Here is a 17,426-nt window from a genome sequence, read left to right on the forward strand (position 1 = left end):
GTCGGTGCAGGGATAGGGAAATGTTTTTTCAATCTTGCTTTTTATCTGATTTCATTATTGATTGCTTGTTTTTGTTTGTTTTAGGGGTTTATTCTTTTATTCTTTATTCTTTATTCTTTTATTCTTTTATTCTTTTATTCCGCCGGTGTTACTTTTTTATTTCTTTTGTTTTTAACTTTTTTGGGTTGGGTTGATTTGGGGGGTTTTATGGTTTTTGTGTTTTAGATTTTTAGAACCGATCTAAAAGAAAACTTTTTTCATCAAGTTTCTTTTTTAAAAAAACCTAAAAATTTCTTAAACATTTCTTTAGGATCGAACGTGTCGCACATTTTACACCCATACATGCCAATTAAAATCACAAGCCAGCTCACATACACCCAACTCATCAAAAACCACAAAATAGAAACGCTCCCATACAGCTCATGGTAGGTGCGGTTGTATAACACATAATAGGTGAAGGCCCATTTCAGCACATGCCAAGAAACGCTCGTAAAAAACACCCATAAAAACACCCAAAAATAATGTTTAAACACCTTATTCGTAGGAATGGTAAAAAGGATCAAAAAAAACGCGTAAGTGCCTATCCATCTTAAAATATGCAACAAACTTGAATCTTTATCTTCAAAAAACACTTGGATCTTAATGTCAAAAAACACCACCAAGGGCAAAGCGAATAAAAACACTAAAGTCGTGCCAAACCCCCAAAATAAAAAGATTTCTTTACCCTTAAAATGTGCATAATCTCTGGGCTTTGCGTCAAAAATTTTTGACGCGATGGAGCGGTAATTTTCACAAAAAAGCACCAACGCCACCACAATAGACACCTCTTCAAGCGTGCCTAAGGTCATGTCTGTTTTTTTAAAATTTTCTAAAAAATCCTTAATCGCGCCAATGAGTTTAGGAGCGTTAGGGAAAATCAAGGCTTCCATTTCACCGCTGTGCGCTTGCAAGTAATGAGACACAAAAAGACTGAACACAAACAACAAAATAGGCGATAAAGACAAAATCGTATAAAAACTCAAGCTGGAAGCGTAGTAAAACAACTCGCTCAACTCTAAAAAGGCGTTTTGAAAGCGCTCGGGGAAAATCATTCTAAGAAGGTTCAAAAACCCTCTAACGCTTTTAAAAAATTCCCTCATCAATGACAACTTGTCGCCATTGTCAAGCCGTAAGAGAGCAGTTTTTCTATATCTTTTTTAGGGGCTTTGCCTTTGGTGGTTAAATAGTCCCCTAACACCACCGCATTGATGCCGTATTCAAAAAGCTTGGCTTCCTGTTTATCGTTATCCTTAAACACCACTTCACGCCCCCCAGCCACCATAAGCCTAGCGTTAGGCAAAAACTCTTTAGCCAAAAGCACGCATTCTAGGGCTTCATCCGCGCTTAAAGTCTCCGCCTCAATGGGCAATACCGGGTTTTTAATGAAAAAATTAATCGGCGTGGTGTGCGGGGAGAGCGAAGCTAACGCCCTAAGCATTTCAATCCGATCTTCCCAGCTCTCATTAAGCCCAAAAATCCCCCCACTGCACAAGCCCAACCCCGCCCTTAAAGCGTTTTCGCATGTGATAAACCTTTCTTCCCATGTGTGCGTGGTGCAAATTTTAGGGAAAAAATTTTGCGAAGTCTCTAAATTGTGGTTATAGCTGTGGATGCCCGCATCTCTTAAAAACTCTAGCTGATTCAAATCCGCGCGCCCGCAGCATGCGATTAGATGCAAGCCTAATTCTTCTTTGTTGATGGCTTTTGCTAATTTGGCGATGTATTCGCATTTTTCATCGTCTAATTCGCGCCCTGAAGTAACCAGACAAAACCCTAAAGCCCCTAATTCCCTTAACGCTCTAGCCTCTTGTAAAACCACTTTTTCATCTTTAAATTTATAGCGCTTGATCGCTCCTTGGTGGTGCGAGCTTTGCGTGCAATAAGCGCAATCTTCCTTACAATCCCCACTGCGCACATTGGAAATGGAACATAAAAAAATCTCTTGCATGATCATTCCTTTGTTTTAAAAAAGTTGGTTTTTTTAGATTGATTATAGCAAAGAAAAAGAAGCGCTTTTGATTTTAAAGGCTTTATTCCATTAAATATTAAAACTAAAACTTTATCTGATTTTCATTCAATTGTTCGCTTACACCCTTAAAATTAATCTCAAAACTTTACGCTATAATTCCCTTAACTTTTCACTTAAGGGATTTCATGCAAGATTCATTCGCACCTGTTACCCCCCCCCCCCCAATCAGCGATAAAAGATCGCACGCCAAATAACGCGCCCAATAATAAAGAAATAGAGCTACCCACCCACATCACCAGTAATTTAAAAAAAGAGCTTAGAGGTTACCAAAAGCAAGCAATATATAGTTATTTGGAAAAACGCCAATTTAACCCCACTCAAAAGCATTTCATGTTTGAAATGGCGACCGGTAGCGGTAAAACCTTAGTGATGGCGGGTTTGATTTTAGAATGCTACAAGCAAGGCTATCAAAACTTCATCTTTTTTGTGAATAGCGCTAGCATTTTAGAAAAAACGAAATTGAATTTTACAGACAGCGCTTCGTCAAAATACCTTTTTAGCGAGAATATCAATATCAATGATGAAAATATAGAAATTAAAAGCATCAATAATTTAAACGAGAGCCACAGCAACGCTATCAATATTTATTTTAGCACCATTCAAGGCTTGTTTTCATTATTCACTAGAGCTAAAGAAAACGCTATCACCCTAGAGGATTTAAAAGATCAAAAATTAGTTTTTTTAGCGGATGAAGCGCACCACTTAAACACAGAGACTAAAAAGAAATTAAATGATAGTGAAGCTAGTGAAAAACGCAACTGGGAAAGCGTGGTGAAATTAGCCCTAGAACAAAATAAAGACAATTTATTGCTGGAATTTAGTGCCACTATCCCTAATGAAAAAAGCGTTAAAGACAAATATGAAAATTTAAAGGCGATCACCTACACCTTAAAAGAATTTAGCGAGGATAAATTTTGCAAAAACATCTACTCCCTTTCCTATGAAAATAAAGAATTAGAAACGCGCTTTTTAGGGGCATGCGTTTCCAGTTTGTATAAAGAATTATTAGCCCAACACCATAATATTGAAAACTTTAAACCATGCATTTTGTTTAAAAGCGAGAGGATTGAAGACAGCAAAGAAAATCAAGAGCGCTTCAACGCCTTTTTAGAAAATTTAAGCCCTTTAGATTTAGAAAATTTTTTCAATCACAGCCGCAACGCTTTTTTTAAAGCCGCTAAAAGCTTTTTTGATGAGCAAAAATACACCCCTAACCTTGTCGCGCTTCTACAAAATAAATTCAAAGAAAGCGTTCAAATCAACACCAATAATGAAAAAGAATTAGAAAAGAGCATGCTTTTATTAAACTCCCTAGAAGACAGAGACAACCCTAAAAGAGTGATTTTTAGCGTGGATAAGCTCAATGAAGGCTGGGATGTGTTAAATTTGTTTGACATTGTCAGGCTTAAAAACAAAGCGAGTCAAAAAGACACCATTAAAGACGCCCAGCTCATAGGGCGAGGGGCGAGATACTACCCCTTTAGCTATAACGATTTCAAGCCAGGCCGCATAGAGTTTTACCAACGCAAGTTTGATCTTTTTAATCCCTTAAGCGCGCTAGAGAGGTTAGACTACCATGCCGTTTATGACAGCGAGATTATCGCTAAATTAAACAACGAGTTACAAGATTTAGGATTAGGATTTGTAAATGAAAAACAGACTATCCCTTTAACGCCCACCAAGCGTTTCAAATGCTACTATGCGAGCAACACAAAAGACAAAAAGAAAAACTTATTTAGTATGGATTATTCAGGCCCTGTTGAAGCCACACTCCAAAGTTTGCATGTCCCCTTATTTGGCTTTATTGTGCGTGAAAAGAAAGTGGATTTTAAAGAAGAAAATAAAGGCGATAGAACTTATTATATACCCCACACCTTAGATAAAATCCCCATAAATTATTTTTTAAAAGCCCTTAATTTAAAAAACCTGGATTTCAAAACGCTTAAAAAAGCCTTTAAAAAACATGCCTTTAACAATAAAGTGGGATTTATAGAGCAATATATTTCGCCATTGAAAACAAACTTCCATAAAAGCCAAAAGTTTGACGACAACAAAATCCTTTTAAAACTCGCTGTTTATATCATTGAAAACTTAAAAGACACGCTTTTAAAAGAGCAAGATAAATACGAGGTGAGCGCGTTAGAACTAAAAGAATTTGAAACGCATAATAAAAGCCTTAGCGCTAGTGAATGGGAAAAAAACATTCCCCCCTATGAATGGCTGCTTTTTAAGGACATGCGAAAACTAGACAGCGATTTAGAAAGGGAGTTTTTAGGTTTTATCAACGACCATAAAGAGATTTTAGACAAGAAATTCAAAGAATGGTGCGTTTTAAGGAACGATCATTTCACTGAATTAAAAGTTTTTTGCAACATAGAAGACAGCCCCTTTTACGCGCAAGGTTTTGAGCCGGATTTTATCCTTTTTGCTCAAACGCATGAAGATGAATTTTTAGGCTTCACTTGTTATATGGAAGCTAAAGGCGAACATTTAGAGCCTTCTAACGCTTGGAAAAAAGAATTTTTAGAAATGCTAGAGAACGCCACGCTTAAAAGCCATGACAAAAAACTCCATTTAAAAGGCTTGCCGTTTTTCACGCTCCATAATAGCGTAGTGAATGGCGATTTTAAAACCGCTTTTAATCAAACTTTTAAGGACAAAGAATGTTAAAAACCCCACTCAAAACCCTACTAGATGCTTTAATCAATCATTTCACTAAAGAACGCTTAGTTACTTTAATCTTACAACATGATGAAAAGCTTTTAACCTTCATGCTTGAGCATGAAAACGCTAACGACTATAAAAAACACTTTTTTAAAATGATCGCTAATTCGCTCGTATTCAATGAAAAGGCGTTATTGGAATGTTTAGAAACAAAAGAATTAGACCGCTCTTTCACGCGATTTAAAAATAAAATAGGCTTATTTTTAAAATCTAGCGGATCCGTCGTTTTGCATTTCCCTTTTAAAGACAATGTTTTTCGGTAACGCTAAAGATAACAGCACCAAATCTGACGAGCTTTTTTACCATGAAATATTGCATAAAAACGAAATTGACACGCTTTTAAGCCCGAAAGCGTTGTGCCGTTTTGAAATGCATGGACAAGGCGATCTAAAAAATGCTTTAAAAGATGAAAACACGAACTACCTTATCAAAGGGAATAACTTGATCGCTCTTTATTCTTTAAAAAAGAAATTCGCTAAAAAAGTGAAATGCATCTACATTGACCCCCCTTATAATACGGGTAATGACAGCTTTAATTACAACGATAATTTTAACCACAGCTCATGGCTAGTGTTTATGAAAAACAGGCTTGAAGCAGCTAGGGAATTTTTAAGCGATGATGGCGTGATTTTTGTGCAATGCGACGACAACGAACAGGCTTATTTAAAAGTTTTAATGGATGAGATTTTTCTTAGAGAGAATTTTGTGGCGAGCATTATTTGGGCTAACAAGGAGGGGGGTGGAAAAAGCGATAGCAAGCATTTTAGACAAAAACACGAATATATCCATTGTTTCGCTAAAAATAAAGAGCAAACTATTATTTACGGACAAGCCGTTGAAGATATTGATCGTTATAAATGTAGCGATAAACATGAAAATACAAGAGGAAAATATCAGTTAATCAAACTAGACTCCGGAAGTTTAGGGTGGATTAAATCACTAGATTATCCCATAGAATTAGAGGGAAAAACATTTTATGCGGGCGGAGATTATGATCAATGGTTAGATAGACAGAATGGCAAGGCAAGGATTAAGGATTGGGGATGGAGATGGAGATGGAGTAAGGAAAAATTAGAGTGGGGTTTAAAAAATGATTTTATAGAAATAAAAGAAAACTCTAATGGCGAATGGAATATTTATACTAAGCAATATTTGAATTGTGATAGCGACGGAAATATTAAACCACGCACTTTACAACCTATGGCACTTATTGAAAAACACTCAAATACGCAATCCAACAGACATATAAAAGAAATGCAATTAAATTTTACTTATTCAAAACCTGAAGCGTTGATTATGGACATTTTAAATTTTTCCACCCAAGAAAACGATCTCGTGTTGGATTTTTTTGCTGGGAGCGGGACGACTTGCGCGGTGGCGCACAAGATGAAACGCCGCTACATAGGCATCGAACAAATGGACTATATAGAAACTATCACTAAAGAAAGGTTAAAAAAAGTCATAGAGGGCGAGCAAGGGGGCATTTCTAAAAAATGCGATTTTAAAGGGGGTGGGAGTTTTGTTTATGCTGAATTGAAAGAAGTGAATTTAGGAATTAAAAAACAAATCCTTAACGCTAAAAGCGTCGATGAATGCCTAAAAATCTTTAACGCGCTAAATGCGTGCGTTTTAAAACGCACTGATAATAAGATGGGTGAAATCCATAGCGAAGAGTTCCACAATTTAGATTTAAACGAGCAAAAAAGAAAATGTTGCGCTTCTTTAGACTCTAATGAAGACTATTTAAACTTGGGCGATATTGACGAAGACGCATGGGAGATAGATGAGATCACCAAAAAATACAATGAAATTTTTTATTCTTAAGTTTAATCATTCAACGCACGATTTAACGCATCAAAACGCTACGTGCTAGGCTATTTAGCGGGTAAAAATAAACTATTAAAAATATTGTTGTAGTATTCAAGCCAATCAAAAAGGGAGTGAAACATGAAAATTTTTAAAAACTGGCTCTGTTTCAGTTTGATCGCTATGAGTTGGCTCCAAGCGGACATGTTGGATAATTTCACTAAGGCTATTAACAGCTACACCGCTAAAAAGCTTAATGAAATCAAAGATCAAGTCAATAGCGCTAATCCTACTAAAAACCACAATCCCACTCATAACGCTAATGGCATGCTCACTAACATTGATTGCAAGGTCTTAAAAAATAACTTCTATTCGGTGTGTTATTCTAGCGAATTAAAAAACCCTATTTATGGCGTGAGCGTGTTGTTTGGGGATTTAGTGGATAAAAACAATATTGAAAAACGCTATGAGTTTAAGCCGGACACACGATTAGCCGAATACCAACAAGCCGTTACACAAGATTACACAAGAAGCGGTTTTGATAGGGGGCATTTTGTGGCGAATGACGCTTCTTTTGATTTTGCCTCTAATCCTTTAAGAGAGACTTACAGAATGACTAATATCACCCCTGAAGCCAAAAACACCAACAGGCATTCTGTTTTATTGGTGGAAAAAGAGGGCCGTAATTTAGCTAAAAAATACCATCAAGTTTTAGTAGAAGAACTCACCATCATCAAACAAGGTTATAGGACTTTTAGCTCTAAGAATATCGCTATCCCTAGCGGATTTTGGTATCATTATGATATAAGCCTAACGGATAGCTATGAAAACGCTAAAAGCGAATGCTTTTATATCCCTAATGACAACCAAAAATACCCCTTACAAGAAATGAGAAGAGATTGTAAAGAATATGAACGAGTTGAAAAGCAAGTGGTTTTTAAGAACAATAAAAACGCTGAGTTGAATGAATTGCCCAAATACATGAATAATTCTAAGAAATATTAAAAACTGCTCTTAAAATACCACTATAAAATACCCGTAAAAACACCGGTATTTTGGATAAAAAGGTTTAAGGAATCAAATCCCTAAACGGCTTAAAACTGGTTTTTTATTGGAAGCGATAAGGGTTTTATAGGCGTTGGAGGAATGAGATGAAATTATTATTACAATTATGGCAAACACAACAATGAATCCGGGTTTAAGATAACCTCTTATAGTGCTGATTTGTTAATCCACGCTATCCATATGAAACAGCCTATAATCCATAAAAACAATCCAAATACCCCATTTCGCTTCTCGCACCCCTAAAAACAACAATATGCAAATTTTAATTTTTTACATGAACTCCTGGAGTTTGTTCGCTTGCGCCATCCATTCTGCAAGGCTTTCATAATCGTTATTTTCTATCCAAGCCTTAGCTTGCACGATTTCTTTTTCGCATTTTTCAATCGCTTCTAAGACATTGTCTCGGTTCTGTTTGAAAATATCCTTCCACATTAAAGGCGAGCTTTTAGACAAACGGCTCATGTCCCTAAACCCCCCACCCGCTAAGGATAAAATCATCTCTGGGTCGTTTTGCTTTAAAACGCTATTAGCTAGAGCGTAGCTCAAAACATGGGGTAAATGGCTGATATAAGCCACATGGGTGTCATGCTCGTTGGATTTCATTTTAATCAAGCGCGCTTTAATGCCTAAAAAGATTTCTTTAGCGATCTCTACTTGTTCAGTCCCTGAATCTTCTAAATCGCACAATATCACCAAAGCGTTTTCATACAGCCCCTTAACGCTCGCTTTAGGGCCATAAAACTCTGTCCCACACATGGGGTGCGCGGCGATGAAATTTTGACGGATGCTTTTAGGGACATTGTGAAGGATTTGCGCTTTTGCCCCCCCTAAATCAATAATCGTCGCGCTTTTTTTGATAGAGGTCATTTTTTTCAAACATCCAATGATGCCCTCAACCGGAATGGCTAAAAAAATCACATCGCATTCTAAAATCTTTTCAAATCCCACGCATTCATCTACAAGCCCCAAAGTCAAAGCCAATTTGGCATGCAAAGCGTTATGATCATAGCCTATAACGCTTTTAAAACGCCCCCATTCTTGTAAGGCTAGCCCTAAACTGCCCCCCATAAGCCCTAAACCAATAATGCCTGCTTTCATGCCAACTTCTAAAGTAAGGTTCTTTCTAACACTTCAGCGATATTTTTCACCGCAACGATGTTTAAATTCTCTCGCACTTCAGCAGGGATCTCGTCTAAATCCCTTTCGTAATTTTTAACAGGAATGAGAGCGGTTTTAATGCCGGCTTTAAAAGCGGCGATCAACTTTTCTTTCAACCCTCCTATGGGTAAAACTTCCCCGCTCAAAGTCAATTCGCCCGTCATTGCCACTTCGCTTCTTGTAGCTCGGTCGCACAAAATGCTCGCCATCACGCTCGCCATAGCGATCCCAGCGCTCGGGCCGTCTTTGGGCGTAGCCCCCTCAGGGACATGCAAATGCAAATCATAAGCGTTATAAACTTTCAGCGCTTTTTTCTTTTTCTTACCCTCTGCATCGGTTTCGTTAGAGATTTTAGGCGCTTTTAAGGTTTCGTTATCCAATAAGGCTTTGACAACAGAAAAGGCAATAATGGCGGATTCTTTCATCACATCGCCTAAGCTCCCGGTGAGTTTCAATTCTCCCTTACCCCTGATCTTAACCGCTTCAATTTTAAGCACATCACCGCCCACTGGAGTCCATGCCAAACCATTGACGATACCGATTTTATTTTCTCCATCTATGGGGTCAATTTCAAACACCATGCGTTCTAAATACTCTTTAAGGTTATCAGGCGTGATAGAGACGCAGAAATCTTTGTTCTCGCCTCTTTTTTCGTTTTCTTTGTTTTTGCTTTTTTGATCCTCGCCTTTTTTGGCTCGCCCTTTTTTGTATGGGTTATCTTCTAGGTATTTTAAAGCCGCTTTACGCATAATCGTTGCGATTTGTCTTCGTAAATCCCTAACGCCCGCTTCTCTGGTGTATTTTTCAATAATGAGTTTCAAACACTCATGGCTAATATCCACTTCGCTAGGTTTTAGGGCGTGCTTTTCTAATTCTTGGGGGATGAGGTAGTTTTTAGCGATCTCTTCTTTTTCGCTAGGCGTGTAGCTGGACACGCTAATAAATTCCATTCTGTCTCTTAAAGGGGCCGGGATTCTGTCAATATTATTAGCGGTAGCGATAAAAATCACTTGCGACAAGTCAATGCTGAAATTCGCATAATGATCCCTAAAGGCAATATTTTGCTCAGGGTCTAAAATCTCTAATAAAGCGCTCGCTGGATCGCCCCTAACGCTCCTATCCACCTTATCAATTTCATCTAAAACCATGACCGGATTCATCTTTTTGGCTTCAATAAGCCCTTGGACAATGCGCCCGGGCATGGAGCCTATATAAGTGCGTCTGTGCCCTCTTAATTCATTCACGTCTTCTAATCCCCCTAAAGCGATCCGAACTAAAGGGCGCTCTATCGCTTTAGCGATGGAATTAGCCAAACTCGTTTTACCCACGCCAGGAGGCCCATAAAAGCATAAAATCGTGCCTTTTGTTTTGTCTTTTTTTTCTTGCTTTTTCTTGTGGCGCATTTCTAAAAGCTGCATGGTGGCAAAGTATTCTACAATACGCTCTTTAGGCCTTTTTAAGGAATAATGATCCTTGTCTAGTTGTTCTCTCACATGCTTAATGTCAAGCGCTTTTTTCCCGTATTGCCCAAAAGGCACATCTAACATGGTTTCAATATAATTTTGTAAAGTCGCGCTATCAGAGCTGTCTGCATGGGTTCGGCTCAGCCGGTCAATTTGCTTTTTGATTTCCTTAAACGCTTCTTCTTTCAAAAAAGGCTTGATGCTTTCTAGTTTTTGGCAGTATTGGTTTAAATCTTCATCTCGCTGTTTGTCTGTGCCAAGCTCTTTTTGGATTTGTTTGAGCTGCTCTTTTAAGAAATATTCCTTATTGGTTTGCTCCATTTTTTGATGGACTTTGGACTTGATTTCTTTTTGGAGCTTTTGGGTTTTAGTTTCTTCTATCACAATATCAATCAAATCCAACAAGCGCTGTTCGGTGTTGTTGTTGGCAAAAAGAGAATACGCTTGATCTTTTTTTAAATGCAAGGCCGCTGCGATTAAATCAGCGATGCGGTTAGGATCGTCATTGTCTTCTAAAGCCTTGATCAAATCCGGGGGGAAGAGCGAGCTGACATTGGCTAGAGTGATCACCTTTTCTTTTAACACTTCCACGATCGCTTGAATGTTTTCTTTATCGTATTCTAAATATTCAATAGGGCTTATTTGAGCTTCTAAAAAGCCTTGCTCGTTTTCTTTAGCAGGCTCTAAAATACGCCCCTTAGCGATGCCATTAAAGAGCAATTTCACGCGCCCATTAGGCATGTTGGCTTCACGCATGACAGAGCCTATCACCCCCACGTCATAATAAGGGGCTTCATTGTCATTCAATTTGTCTTTTTGGCATGCAATAAAGACTAATGATTTATTGTTTTTAGCGTAAGCCACCGCCTTAATGCTCGCGTTATTTTGCAAAAAAATAGGGGCTATCATAAAGGGGTATAAAAAAGTGTCTTCTTCTACCAATAAAGGCAGAATTTTAGGAAAATCTTCAGTCATTTTTCATCTCTCTGTTATAAATTTGTATGGTTTTGAAATATCCTACCAATCAAAAATTAACACATACCAAGGCATGTGCGATGGTTTGGGTTTAGTCTCTTTTTCTAAAGTCTCATCTATCCTTTCTAAATAGCGTTTCACGCCCTCAGGCTTGTGGCGTTTTTTATAGACATTCGCGATCGCACGATTGAGCTCATTTTGCCCTAAAATGAATTTGATTTGCATGTATTCTACATAGGGGCGGTAACGGCTGTTAGGGTATTTTTCTATAAATTCGCCTAAACTCACAATAGAATTAGAGATAAATTCCTGGTCTTTAGAATGGTTTTTGAAAGCGTAATAATGCGATTGCAACTTTAAAAAAGTCAAATAATCCACATTGTCCTTAGTCCCAAAGCGCTTGATGTATTCATCAAAGTAAAAAGACGCTAAAACATACTCTTTCTTTTTCATGTGTGCCTGCCCTAAAGCTAGCATGGCTTCTGGGACAAGGGGGGAATTGATGTGTTCGCTTTGTAAGGAAGAATAGTAATTGTCCGCTGTTTCTAAATTAGCAAAAAGGATTTCTCTTAAAATCCCTTGATACCAAAAGATCGCCGGTTTGTTGTATTCATCTTTTTTTTTCTTTTTGTTCGCGCAACCAGTACCTATCACAATCACCGCCATTGCGACAAAAAGGAATGTCTTAAAATGTTTTAAACGCATGCCACCTGTCTTATAAAAATTAAATTTTTGAACCACTCATGGTTATTTTTTCTTATTCTTAGCCCCACCCAATAGCGTAAGCGCCATTTCTCCAATCATGCACACCGCGCCAAAAAGGTGCCACCCATCGCTATAATGAGATTTACTAGGATTGTTTTTCTTGATTTGTGGTTTTATTTTGATCATTTCTTACTCCTTATTATATTTTATAATGATTCAGTTAAACTTCCATCATGTTTAAGTTATTGGGATTATACCCAAAACTAGTAAAAATTGATTTTACCAAAATTGTTTGATATAATACAGATTTTTAGTTTAGAAATCATTGAGCGCTGGTTTTAAGGCGGTCTTTTATTCTTTAAGGAGAAGATTTTGTGCTTTTTTAAAGGGAATGCAATCGCCTATGATTTTTGATGTAAAAGCGCCTATATTGGGGTTTGAAACCATTCATAAAATGCGTTTGCAAAAGATTGATGAAATCTTTTTGCGTTTGAATAGCGCAGAAGAGAATTCCGTGGTGTCTTTCACGCTGGTTAATCCCTTTGCTTTAAGAAAATACGAATTTGAAGTGCCTACCCCCTTAAAAATCCTTTTAGAATTAGAGGGAGCCAAGAGCGTTCTAGTCGCTAATATCATGGTGGTTCAAACCCCCATTGAGCTTTCCACCGTGAATTATTTAGCCCCTTTAATTTTCAATTTGGACAAGCAGCTCATGGGGCAAGTGGTTTTGGATTCTAACAAATACCCACACTATCATTTAAGAGAGAATATTCTAAGCCACACGCATGAATGATATATGAATAATGCATGAGCGGTGTTTGAATAAAGCGTTTCTTTAAACTTATGGCGCAATGCATCGGTGTTTTTGCAAATACAAGCGAGCGGTTTTCTTATGGTATAATAGCGGTTATTTTTTAGAATAACCAACGCTAAAAATAGCGCTTTAGTTGAACCAAAACAAGGAGTTTATTTTATGGAACAAAGCCATCAAAACTTACAATCTCAATTTTTTATAGAGCATATCTTACAGATTTTACCTCACCGCTATCCCATGCTCTTAGTGGATAGAATTACAGAGTTACAAGCCAATCAAAAAATTGTCGCTTATAAGAATATCACTTTTAATGAAGATGTGTTTAACGGGCATTTTCCCAATAAACCCATTTTCCCGGGCGTTTTAATCGTAGAGGGCATGGCGCAAAGCGGAGGGTTTTTAGCCTTCACTAGCTTGTGGGGGTTTGACCCTGAAATAGCCAAAACAAAAATCGTGTATTTCATGACGATTGATAAGGTTAAATTCCGCATTCCTGTAACCCCAGGCGACAGATTAGAATACCATTTAGAAGTCTTAAAGCATAAGGGCATGATTTGGCAAGTGGGCGGCACGGCTCAAGTGGATGGCAAAGTGGTCGCTGAAGCCGAATTAAAAGCCATGATCGCAGAGAGAGAATAAAAATGAGTAAGATTGCAAAAACAGCCATCATCTCTCCTAAAGCTGAGATAGGCAAGGGCGTAGAGATTGGGGAATTTTGCGTTATTGGGGATCATATTAAGCTCAATGATGGCGTGAAACTCCATAACAATGTAACCTTACAAGGGCATACTTTCATTGGGAAAAACACCGAAATTTTCCCTTTTGCCGTGTTAGGCACACAGCCTCAAGATTTAAAATACAAGGGCGAATACAGCGAACTGATTGTTGGAGAAGACAACCTTATTCGTGAATTTTGCATGATAAATCCCGGCACTGAAGGGGGGATTAAAAAAACCCTTATTGGGGATAAAAACCTGCTCATGGCTTATGTGCATGTCGCTCATGATTGCGTGATTGGCAGCCATTGCATTTTGGCTAATGGCGTAACTTTAGCAGGGCATATTGAAATAGGCGATTATGTCAATATTGGCGGTCTTACTGCAATCCATCAGTTTGTGCGTATCGCTAAAGGGTGCATGATAGCCGGTAAGAGCGCTTTAGGCAAAGATGTGCCTCCTTATTGCACCGTAGAGGGCAATCGCGCTTTTATTAGGGGGTTAAACCGCCACAGGATGCGCCAATTACTAGAGAGTAAGGATATTGATTTTATTTATGCGCTTTATAAAAGGTTGTTCCGCCCTATCCCCTCTTTAAGAGAGAGCGCTAAATTAGAGTTAGAAGAGCATGCCAATAACCCTTTTGTAAAAGAGATTTGCTCTTTTATTTTAGAGAGTTCTAGGGGCGTGGCGTATAAGTCAAGCGAATATTCTAGCGAAGAAAAACAAGAGGAATAACATGAACGAAACGCTTTATTGCAGTTTTTGCAAAAAACCAGAATCCAGAGATCCCAAAAAACGCCGCATTATTTTTGCGAGCAATCTCAATAAAGATGTGTGCGTGTGCGAATATTGTATAGATGTGATGCATGGGGAATTGCACAAATACGACAGAATGGATTCTTTATTAACGCTCAAAAGAGACCGATTGAGGAGAATGGAATCCAGCGCTTATGAAGAAGAGTTTTTGCTCTCTCGCATTCCAGCCCCTAAAGAGCTTAAGGCGGTTTTAGACAATTATGTGATAGGGCAAGAGCAGGCCAAAAAGGTTTTTTCCGTAGCCGTGTATAACCATTACAAACGCTTATCTTTTAAAGAAAAACTCAAAAAACAAGACAACCAAGACAGCAATGTGGAGTTGGAACATTTAGAAGAAGTGGAGTTGAGCAAGTCTAATATTTTACTGATCGGCCCTACAGGATCAGGCAAAACTTTAATGGCACAAACTCTCGCCAAGCATTTGGATATCCCTATCGCCATTAGCGATGCGACCAGCCTAACTGAAGCGGGTTATGTGGGCGAAGATGTGGAAAATATCCTTACAAGATTGTTGCAAGCGAGCGATTGGAATGTTCAAAAAGCCCAAAAAGGCATTGTGTTTATTGATGAAATTGATAAAATCAGCCGTCTGTCAGAAAACCGCTCCATCACTAGAGACGTTTCTGGCGAGGGCGTTCAGCAAGCGTTGTTGAAAATCGTTGAAGGCTCTTTGGTGAATATCCCCCCCAAAGGCGGCAGAAAGCACCCTGAGGGCAATTTCATTCAAATTGACACGAGCGATATTTTATTCATTTGTGCCGGAGCGTTTGACGGGTTGGCTGAAATCATTAAAAAACGCACCACGCAAAATGTGTTGGGTTTCACTCAAGAAAAGATGAGCAAAAAAGAGCAAGAAGCGATCTTGCATTTAGTCCAAACCCACGACTTAGTAACTTATGGGCTTATCCCTGAGCTTATTGGCCGCTTGCCGGTTTTAAGCACGCTAGATAGCATCAGTTTAGAAGCGATGGTGGATATTTTACAAAAACCTAAAAACGCCCTAATCAAGCAATACCAGCAGCTTTTCAAAATGGATGAAGTGGATTTGATCTTTGAAGAAGAAGCGATTAAAGAAATCGCTAAACTCGCATTAGAAAGAAAAACCGGGGCTAGGGGCTTAAGGGCGATCATTGAAGATTTTTGTTTGGATATTATGTTTGATTTACCCAAGCTTAAGGGATCGGAAGTGCGTATCACCAAAGATTGTGTTTTGAAACAGGCTGAACCTTTGATCATTGCTAAAACGCATTCTAAAATTCTTCCTTAAGGAATACGCTTATAAATTTAACGATAAAGGATTAGAAAGGGCATGATTTTTAGCAAATTGATCGGTTTGTTTTCGCATGATATTGCCATAGATTTAGGTACGGCTAACACGATCGTGTTGGTCAAAGGGCAGGGCATTATTATCAATGAGCCTTCTATTGTGGCGGTGCGCATGGGATTGTTTGATTCTAAAGCTTATGATATTTTGGCAGTGGGGAGCGAGGCTAAGGAAATGCTAGGCAAAACCCCTAACAGCATCAGAGCGATTCGCCCCATGAAAGATGGCGTGATTGCCGATTATGACATTACCGCTAAAATGATCCGCTACTTTATTGAAAAAGCGCACAAACGAAAGACATGGATTCGACCGCGCATCATGGTGTGCGTGCCTTATGGATTGACAAGCGTGGAAAGGAATGCGGTTAAAGAGAGCGCTTTAAGCGCTGGGGCTAGAGAAGTTTTTTTGATTGAAGAGCCTATGGCAGCCGCGATCGGGGCAGGCTTGCCCGTCAAAGAACCGCAAGGGAGTTTGATCGTGGATATTGGCGGCGGCACGACTGAAATTGGTGTGATCAGTCTTGGGGGGCTAGTCATTTCTAAAAGCATTAGAGTGGCTGGGGATAAATTGGATCAAAGCATCGTGGAATACATCCGCAAGAAATTCAATTTATTGATAGGGGAGCGCACCGGCGAAGAGATTAAGATTGAAATCGGTTGCGCGATCAAATTAGATCCGCCACTCACGATGGAAGTGTCAGGGAGGGATCAAGTGAGCGGGTTGTTGCACACGATTGAATTGAGCTCTGATGATGTGTTTGAAGCTATTAAAGATCAGGTGAGGGAGATCTCTAGCGCTTTAAGGAGCGTGCTTGAAGAGGTGAAGCCGGATTTGGCTAAAGACATTGTGCAAAATGGCGTGGTGCTTACCGGCGGTGGGGCTTTGATTAAGGGCTTAGACAAGTATTTAAGCGATATGGTAAAACTCCCTGTGTATGTGGGCGATGAGCCTTTATTGGCGGTAGCCAAAGGCACAGGGGAAGCCATACAAGATCTGGATTTACTCAGCCGTGTGGGTTTTAGTGAATAATGCATGCGTTTTTATTTTAAATTCCTTTGGCTTTTAGGGATTTTTCTTATTTTTTATTTTTTAGACATTAAAGGCAGTTCTTCTTATATCAGCGACCGGATTAAAAACGCCTTGATGAGCGCTAAAAACAGCTTATTAGACAACATTCAAGCGTATTTTTTTCAAGCCCAAAACATTAAGGAATTTCAAAAAGAACGCTTGATTTTAGAAGCTTTAAAACTAGAAAACGCCGATTTGAAAGAGCGTTTGAATAGTATTTATCCTTTAGAAAATCCAAAAATGACTTATACCCCTACTTTTATGACTTCATTCATCAGTTTAGAAGACACGCACAGCGTTTCTCTCCACCCTATTGTAAATTTAGAAGAAAATAAGATTTATGGTCTTGTCTCTCACAATCAAGCCATAGGCATTGCGGTGTTAGAAAAAGGGCGCTTGAATGGGTTTTTGAACGCCCACAAGCGGTGCGCTTATAGCGTGATGGTAGGCCAAAATCAAGTGCTAGGCTTCATAGGATCTAATTTTAGGCAAGAATTAGTCGTGGATTTCATTGTCCCAAGCGCTGAAATCAACATAGGCGATCAAGTGCTAACGAGCGGGCTAGATGGGATTTTTGGAGCGGGGGTGTTTGTGGGCGAAGTTTCAAGCATTGAAGATCATTACACTTATAAAAGCGCGGTATTAAAAAACGCTTTTTTAAGCGAAGCCAAACTTTTAAGGCATGTGTTTTTAAGCGGTGTGAAAAACTAGCGCTCTATTC

The 17,426-nt window shown here is 38.8% G+C and carries 17 protein-coding genes; 10 read left to right on the forward strand and 7 right to left on the reverse strand.

Going from position 1 to position 17,426, the window contains the following annotated elements:
* Window positions 1-260: 260 nt before the first annotated feature.
* On the reverse strand, window positions 261-1,139 hold the full coding sequence (locus tag H7N69_RS06925; protein ID WP_187885214.1) for a YihY/virulence factor BrkB family protein: 879 nt from the start codon (window positions 1,137-1,139) through the stop codon (window positions 261-263).
* Window positions 1,139-1,987 (reverse strand): biotin synthase, encoded by an 849-nt coding sequence (locus H7N69_RS06930; RefSeq protein ID WP_187885215.1) that lies wholly within the window; start codon window positions 1,985-1,987, stop codon window positions 1,139-1,141. The genes H7N69_RS06925 and H7N69_RS06930 overlap by 1 nt, the downstream gene beginning before the upstream one ends.
* 372 nt (window positions 1,988-2,359) lie before the next feature.
* On the opposite strand from H7N69_RS06930, the gene H7N69_RS06935 reads away from it, so the two are divergent.
* The 4 genes from H7N69_RS06935 (at window position 2,360) to H7N69_RS06945 (ending at window position 7,603) form a co-directional block, all read left to right on the forward strand.
* On the forward strand, window positions 2,360-4,738 hold the full coding sequence (locus H7N69_RS06935; RefSeq protein ID WP_232260222.1) for a DEAD/DEAH box helicase family protein: 2,379 nt from the start codon (window positions 2,360-2,362) through the stop codon (window positions 4,736-4,738).
* Window positions 4,732-5,055: a site-specific DNA-methyltransferase gene (locus H7N69_RS08180; protein WP_232260223.1), complete on the forward strand. Its 324-nt coding sequence runs from the start codon at window positions 4,732-4,734 to the stop codon at window positions 5,053-5,055. Before H7N69_RS06935 ends, H7N69_RS08180 begins: the two co-directional genes overlap by 7 nt.
* 106 nt (window positions 5,056-5,161) lie before the next feature.
* Entirely contained in the window at window positions 5,162-6,616 is a 1,455-nt protein-coding gene (locus tag H7N69_RS06940) for a site-specific DNA-methyltransferase (protein WP_415751419.1), read from the forward strand.
* A 123-nt stretch (window positions 6,617-6,739) separates the two neighbouring features.
* Entirely contained in the window at window positions 6,740-7,603 is an 864-nt protein-coding gene (locus H7N69_RS06945; RefSeq protein WP_000688824.1) for a DNA/RNA non-specific endonuclease, read from the forward strand.
* A gap of 330 nt (window positions 7,604-7,933) precedes the next feature.
* Here the strand turns inward: H7N69_RS06945 and H7N69_RS06950 are convergent, their stop codons facing one another.
* From H7N69_RS06950 to H7N69_RS06965, 4 genes are read right to left on the reverse strand one after another with little or no spacing between them, the layout of a single operon-like run.
* Window positions 7,934-8,761: a prephenate dehydrogenase gene (locus H7N69_RS06950; protein ID WP_187885216.1), complete on the reverse strand. Its 828-nt coding sequence runs from the start codon at window positions 8,759-8,761 to the stop codon at window positions 7,934-7,936.
* 8 nt (window positions 8,762-8,769) lie between these two features.
* Entirely contained in the window at window positions 8,770-11,259 is a 2,490-nt protein-coding gene (lon, locus tag H7N69_RS06955) for an endopeptidase La (RefSeq protein WP_187885217.1), read from the reverse strand.
* A 42-nt stretch (window positions 11,260-11,301) separates the two neighbouring features.
* Window positions 11,302-11,964, reverse strand: coding sequence for an outer membrane protein assembly factor BamD (locus tag H7N69_RS06960; protein WP_021177388.1), 663 nt, complete (start codon window positions 11,962-11,964; stop codon window positions 11,302-11,304).
* Between the two features lie 42 nt (window positions 11,965-12,006).
* Window positions 12,007-12,150: a hypothetical protein gene (locus H7N69_RS06965; protein ID WP_187885218.1), complete on the reverse strand. Its 144-nt coding sequence runs from the start codon at window positions 12,148-12,150 to the stop codon at window positions 12,007-12,009.
* Window positions 12,151-12,367: 217 nt separating this feature from the next.
* On the opposite strand from H7N69_RS06965, the gene fliW reads away from it, so the two are divergent.
* Complete coding sequence (fliW, locus tag H7N69_RS06970) at window positions 12,368-12,757, forward strand: flagellar assembly protein FliW (RefSeq protein WP_001874006.1); 390 nt, start codon at window positions 12,368-12,370, stop codon at window positions 12,755-12,757.
* Here fliW and H7N69_RS08105 read toward each other — a convergent pair.
* Window positions 12,718-12,891 (reverse strand): flavoprotein oxidoreductase, encoded by a 174-nt coding sequence (locus H7N69_RS08105; RefSeq protein ID WP_120939176.1) that lies wholly within the window; start codon window positions 12,889-12,891, stop codon window positions 12,718-12,720. The genes fliW and H7N69_RS08105 overlap by 40 nt on opposite strands.
* Before the next feature lie 46 nt (window positions 12,892-12,937).
* Here H7N69_RS08105 and fabZ point away from each other — a divergent pair, with 46 nt between their 5' ends.
* From fabZ to mreC, 5 genes are read left to right on the forward strand one after another with little or no spacing between them, the layout of a single operon-like run.
* A complete protein-coding gene (fabZ, locus tag H7N69_RS06975) occupies window positions 12,938-13,417 on the forward strand; it encodes a 3-hydroxyacyl-ACP dehydratase FabZ (protein ID WP_000438088.1) in 480 nt (159 codons plus the stop codon).
* 2 nt (window positions 13,418-13,419) lie between these two features.
* A complete protein-coding gene (gene lpxA, locus H7N69_RS06980) occupies window positions 13,420-14,232 on the forward strand; it encodes an acyl-ACP--UDP-N-acetylglucosamine O-acyltransferase (RefSeq protein ID WP_050852887.1) in 813 nt (270 codons plus the stop codon).
* A 1-nt stretch (window position 14,233) separates the two neighbouring features.
* Window positions 14,234-15,580 (forward strand): ATP-dependent protease ATP-binding subunit ClpX, encoded by a 1,347-nt coding sequence (gene clpX, locus H7N69_RS06985; RefSeq protein ID WP_053577584.1) that lies wholly within the window; start codon window positions 14,234-14,236, stop codon window positions 15,578-15,580.
* Between the two features lie 42 nt (window positions 15,581-15,622).
* A complete protein-coding gene (locus H7N69_RS06990) occupies window positions 15,623-16,666 on the forward strand; it encodes a rod shape-determining protein (RefSeq protein ID WP_000577744.1) in 1,044 nt (347 codons plus the stop codon).
* A gap of 3 nt (window positions 16,667-16,669) precedes the next feature.
* Window positions 16,670-17,416: a rod shape-determining protein MreC gene (gene mreC / locus H7N69_RS06995; protein WP_187885219.1), complete on the forward strand. Its 747-nt coding sequence runs from the start codon at window positions 16,670-16,672 to the stop codon at window positions 17,414-17,416.
* The last annotated feature ends 10 nt before the right edge of the window (window positions 17,417-17,426 follow it).

The organism is Helicobacter pylori, assembly GCF_014497725.1.
In the GTDB taxonomy this organism is placed as follows: Bacteria; Campylobacterota; Campylobacteria; order Campylobacterales; family Helicobacteraceae; genus Helicobacter; species Helicobacter pylori_DE.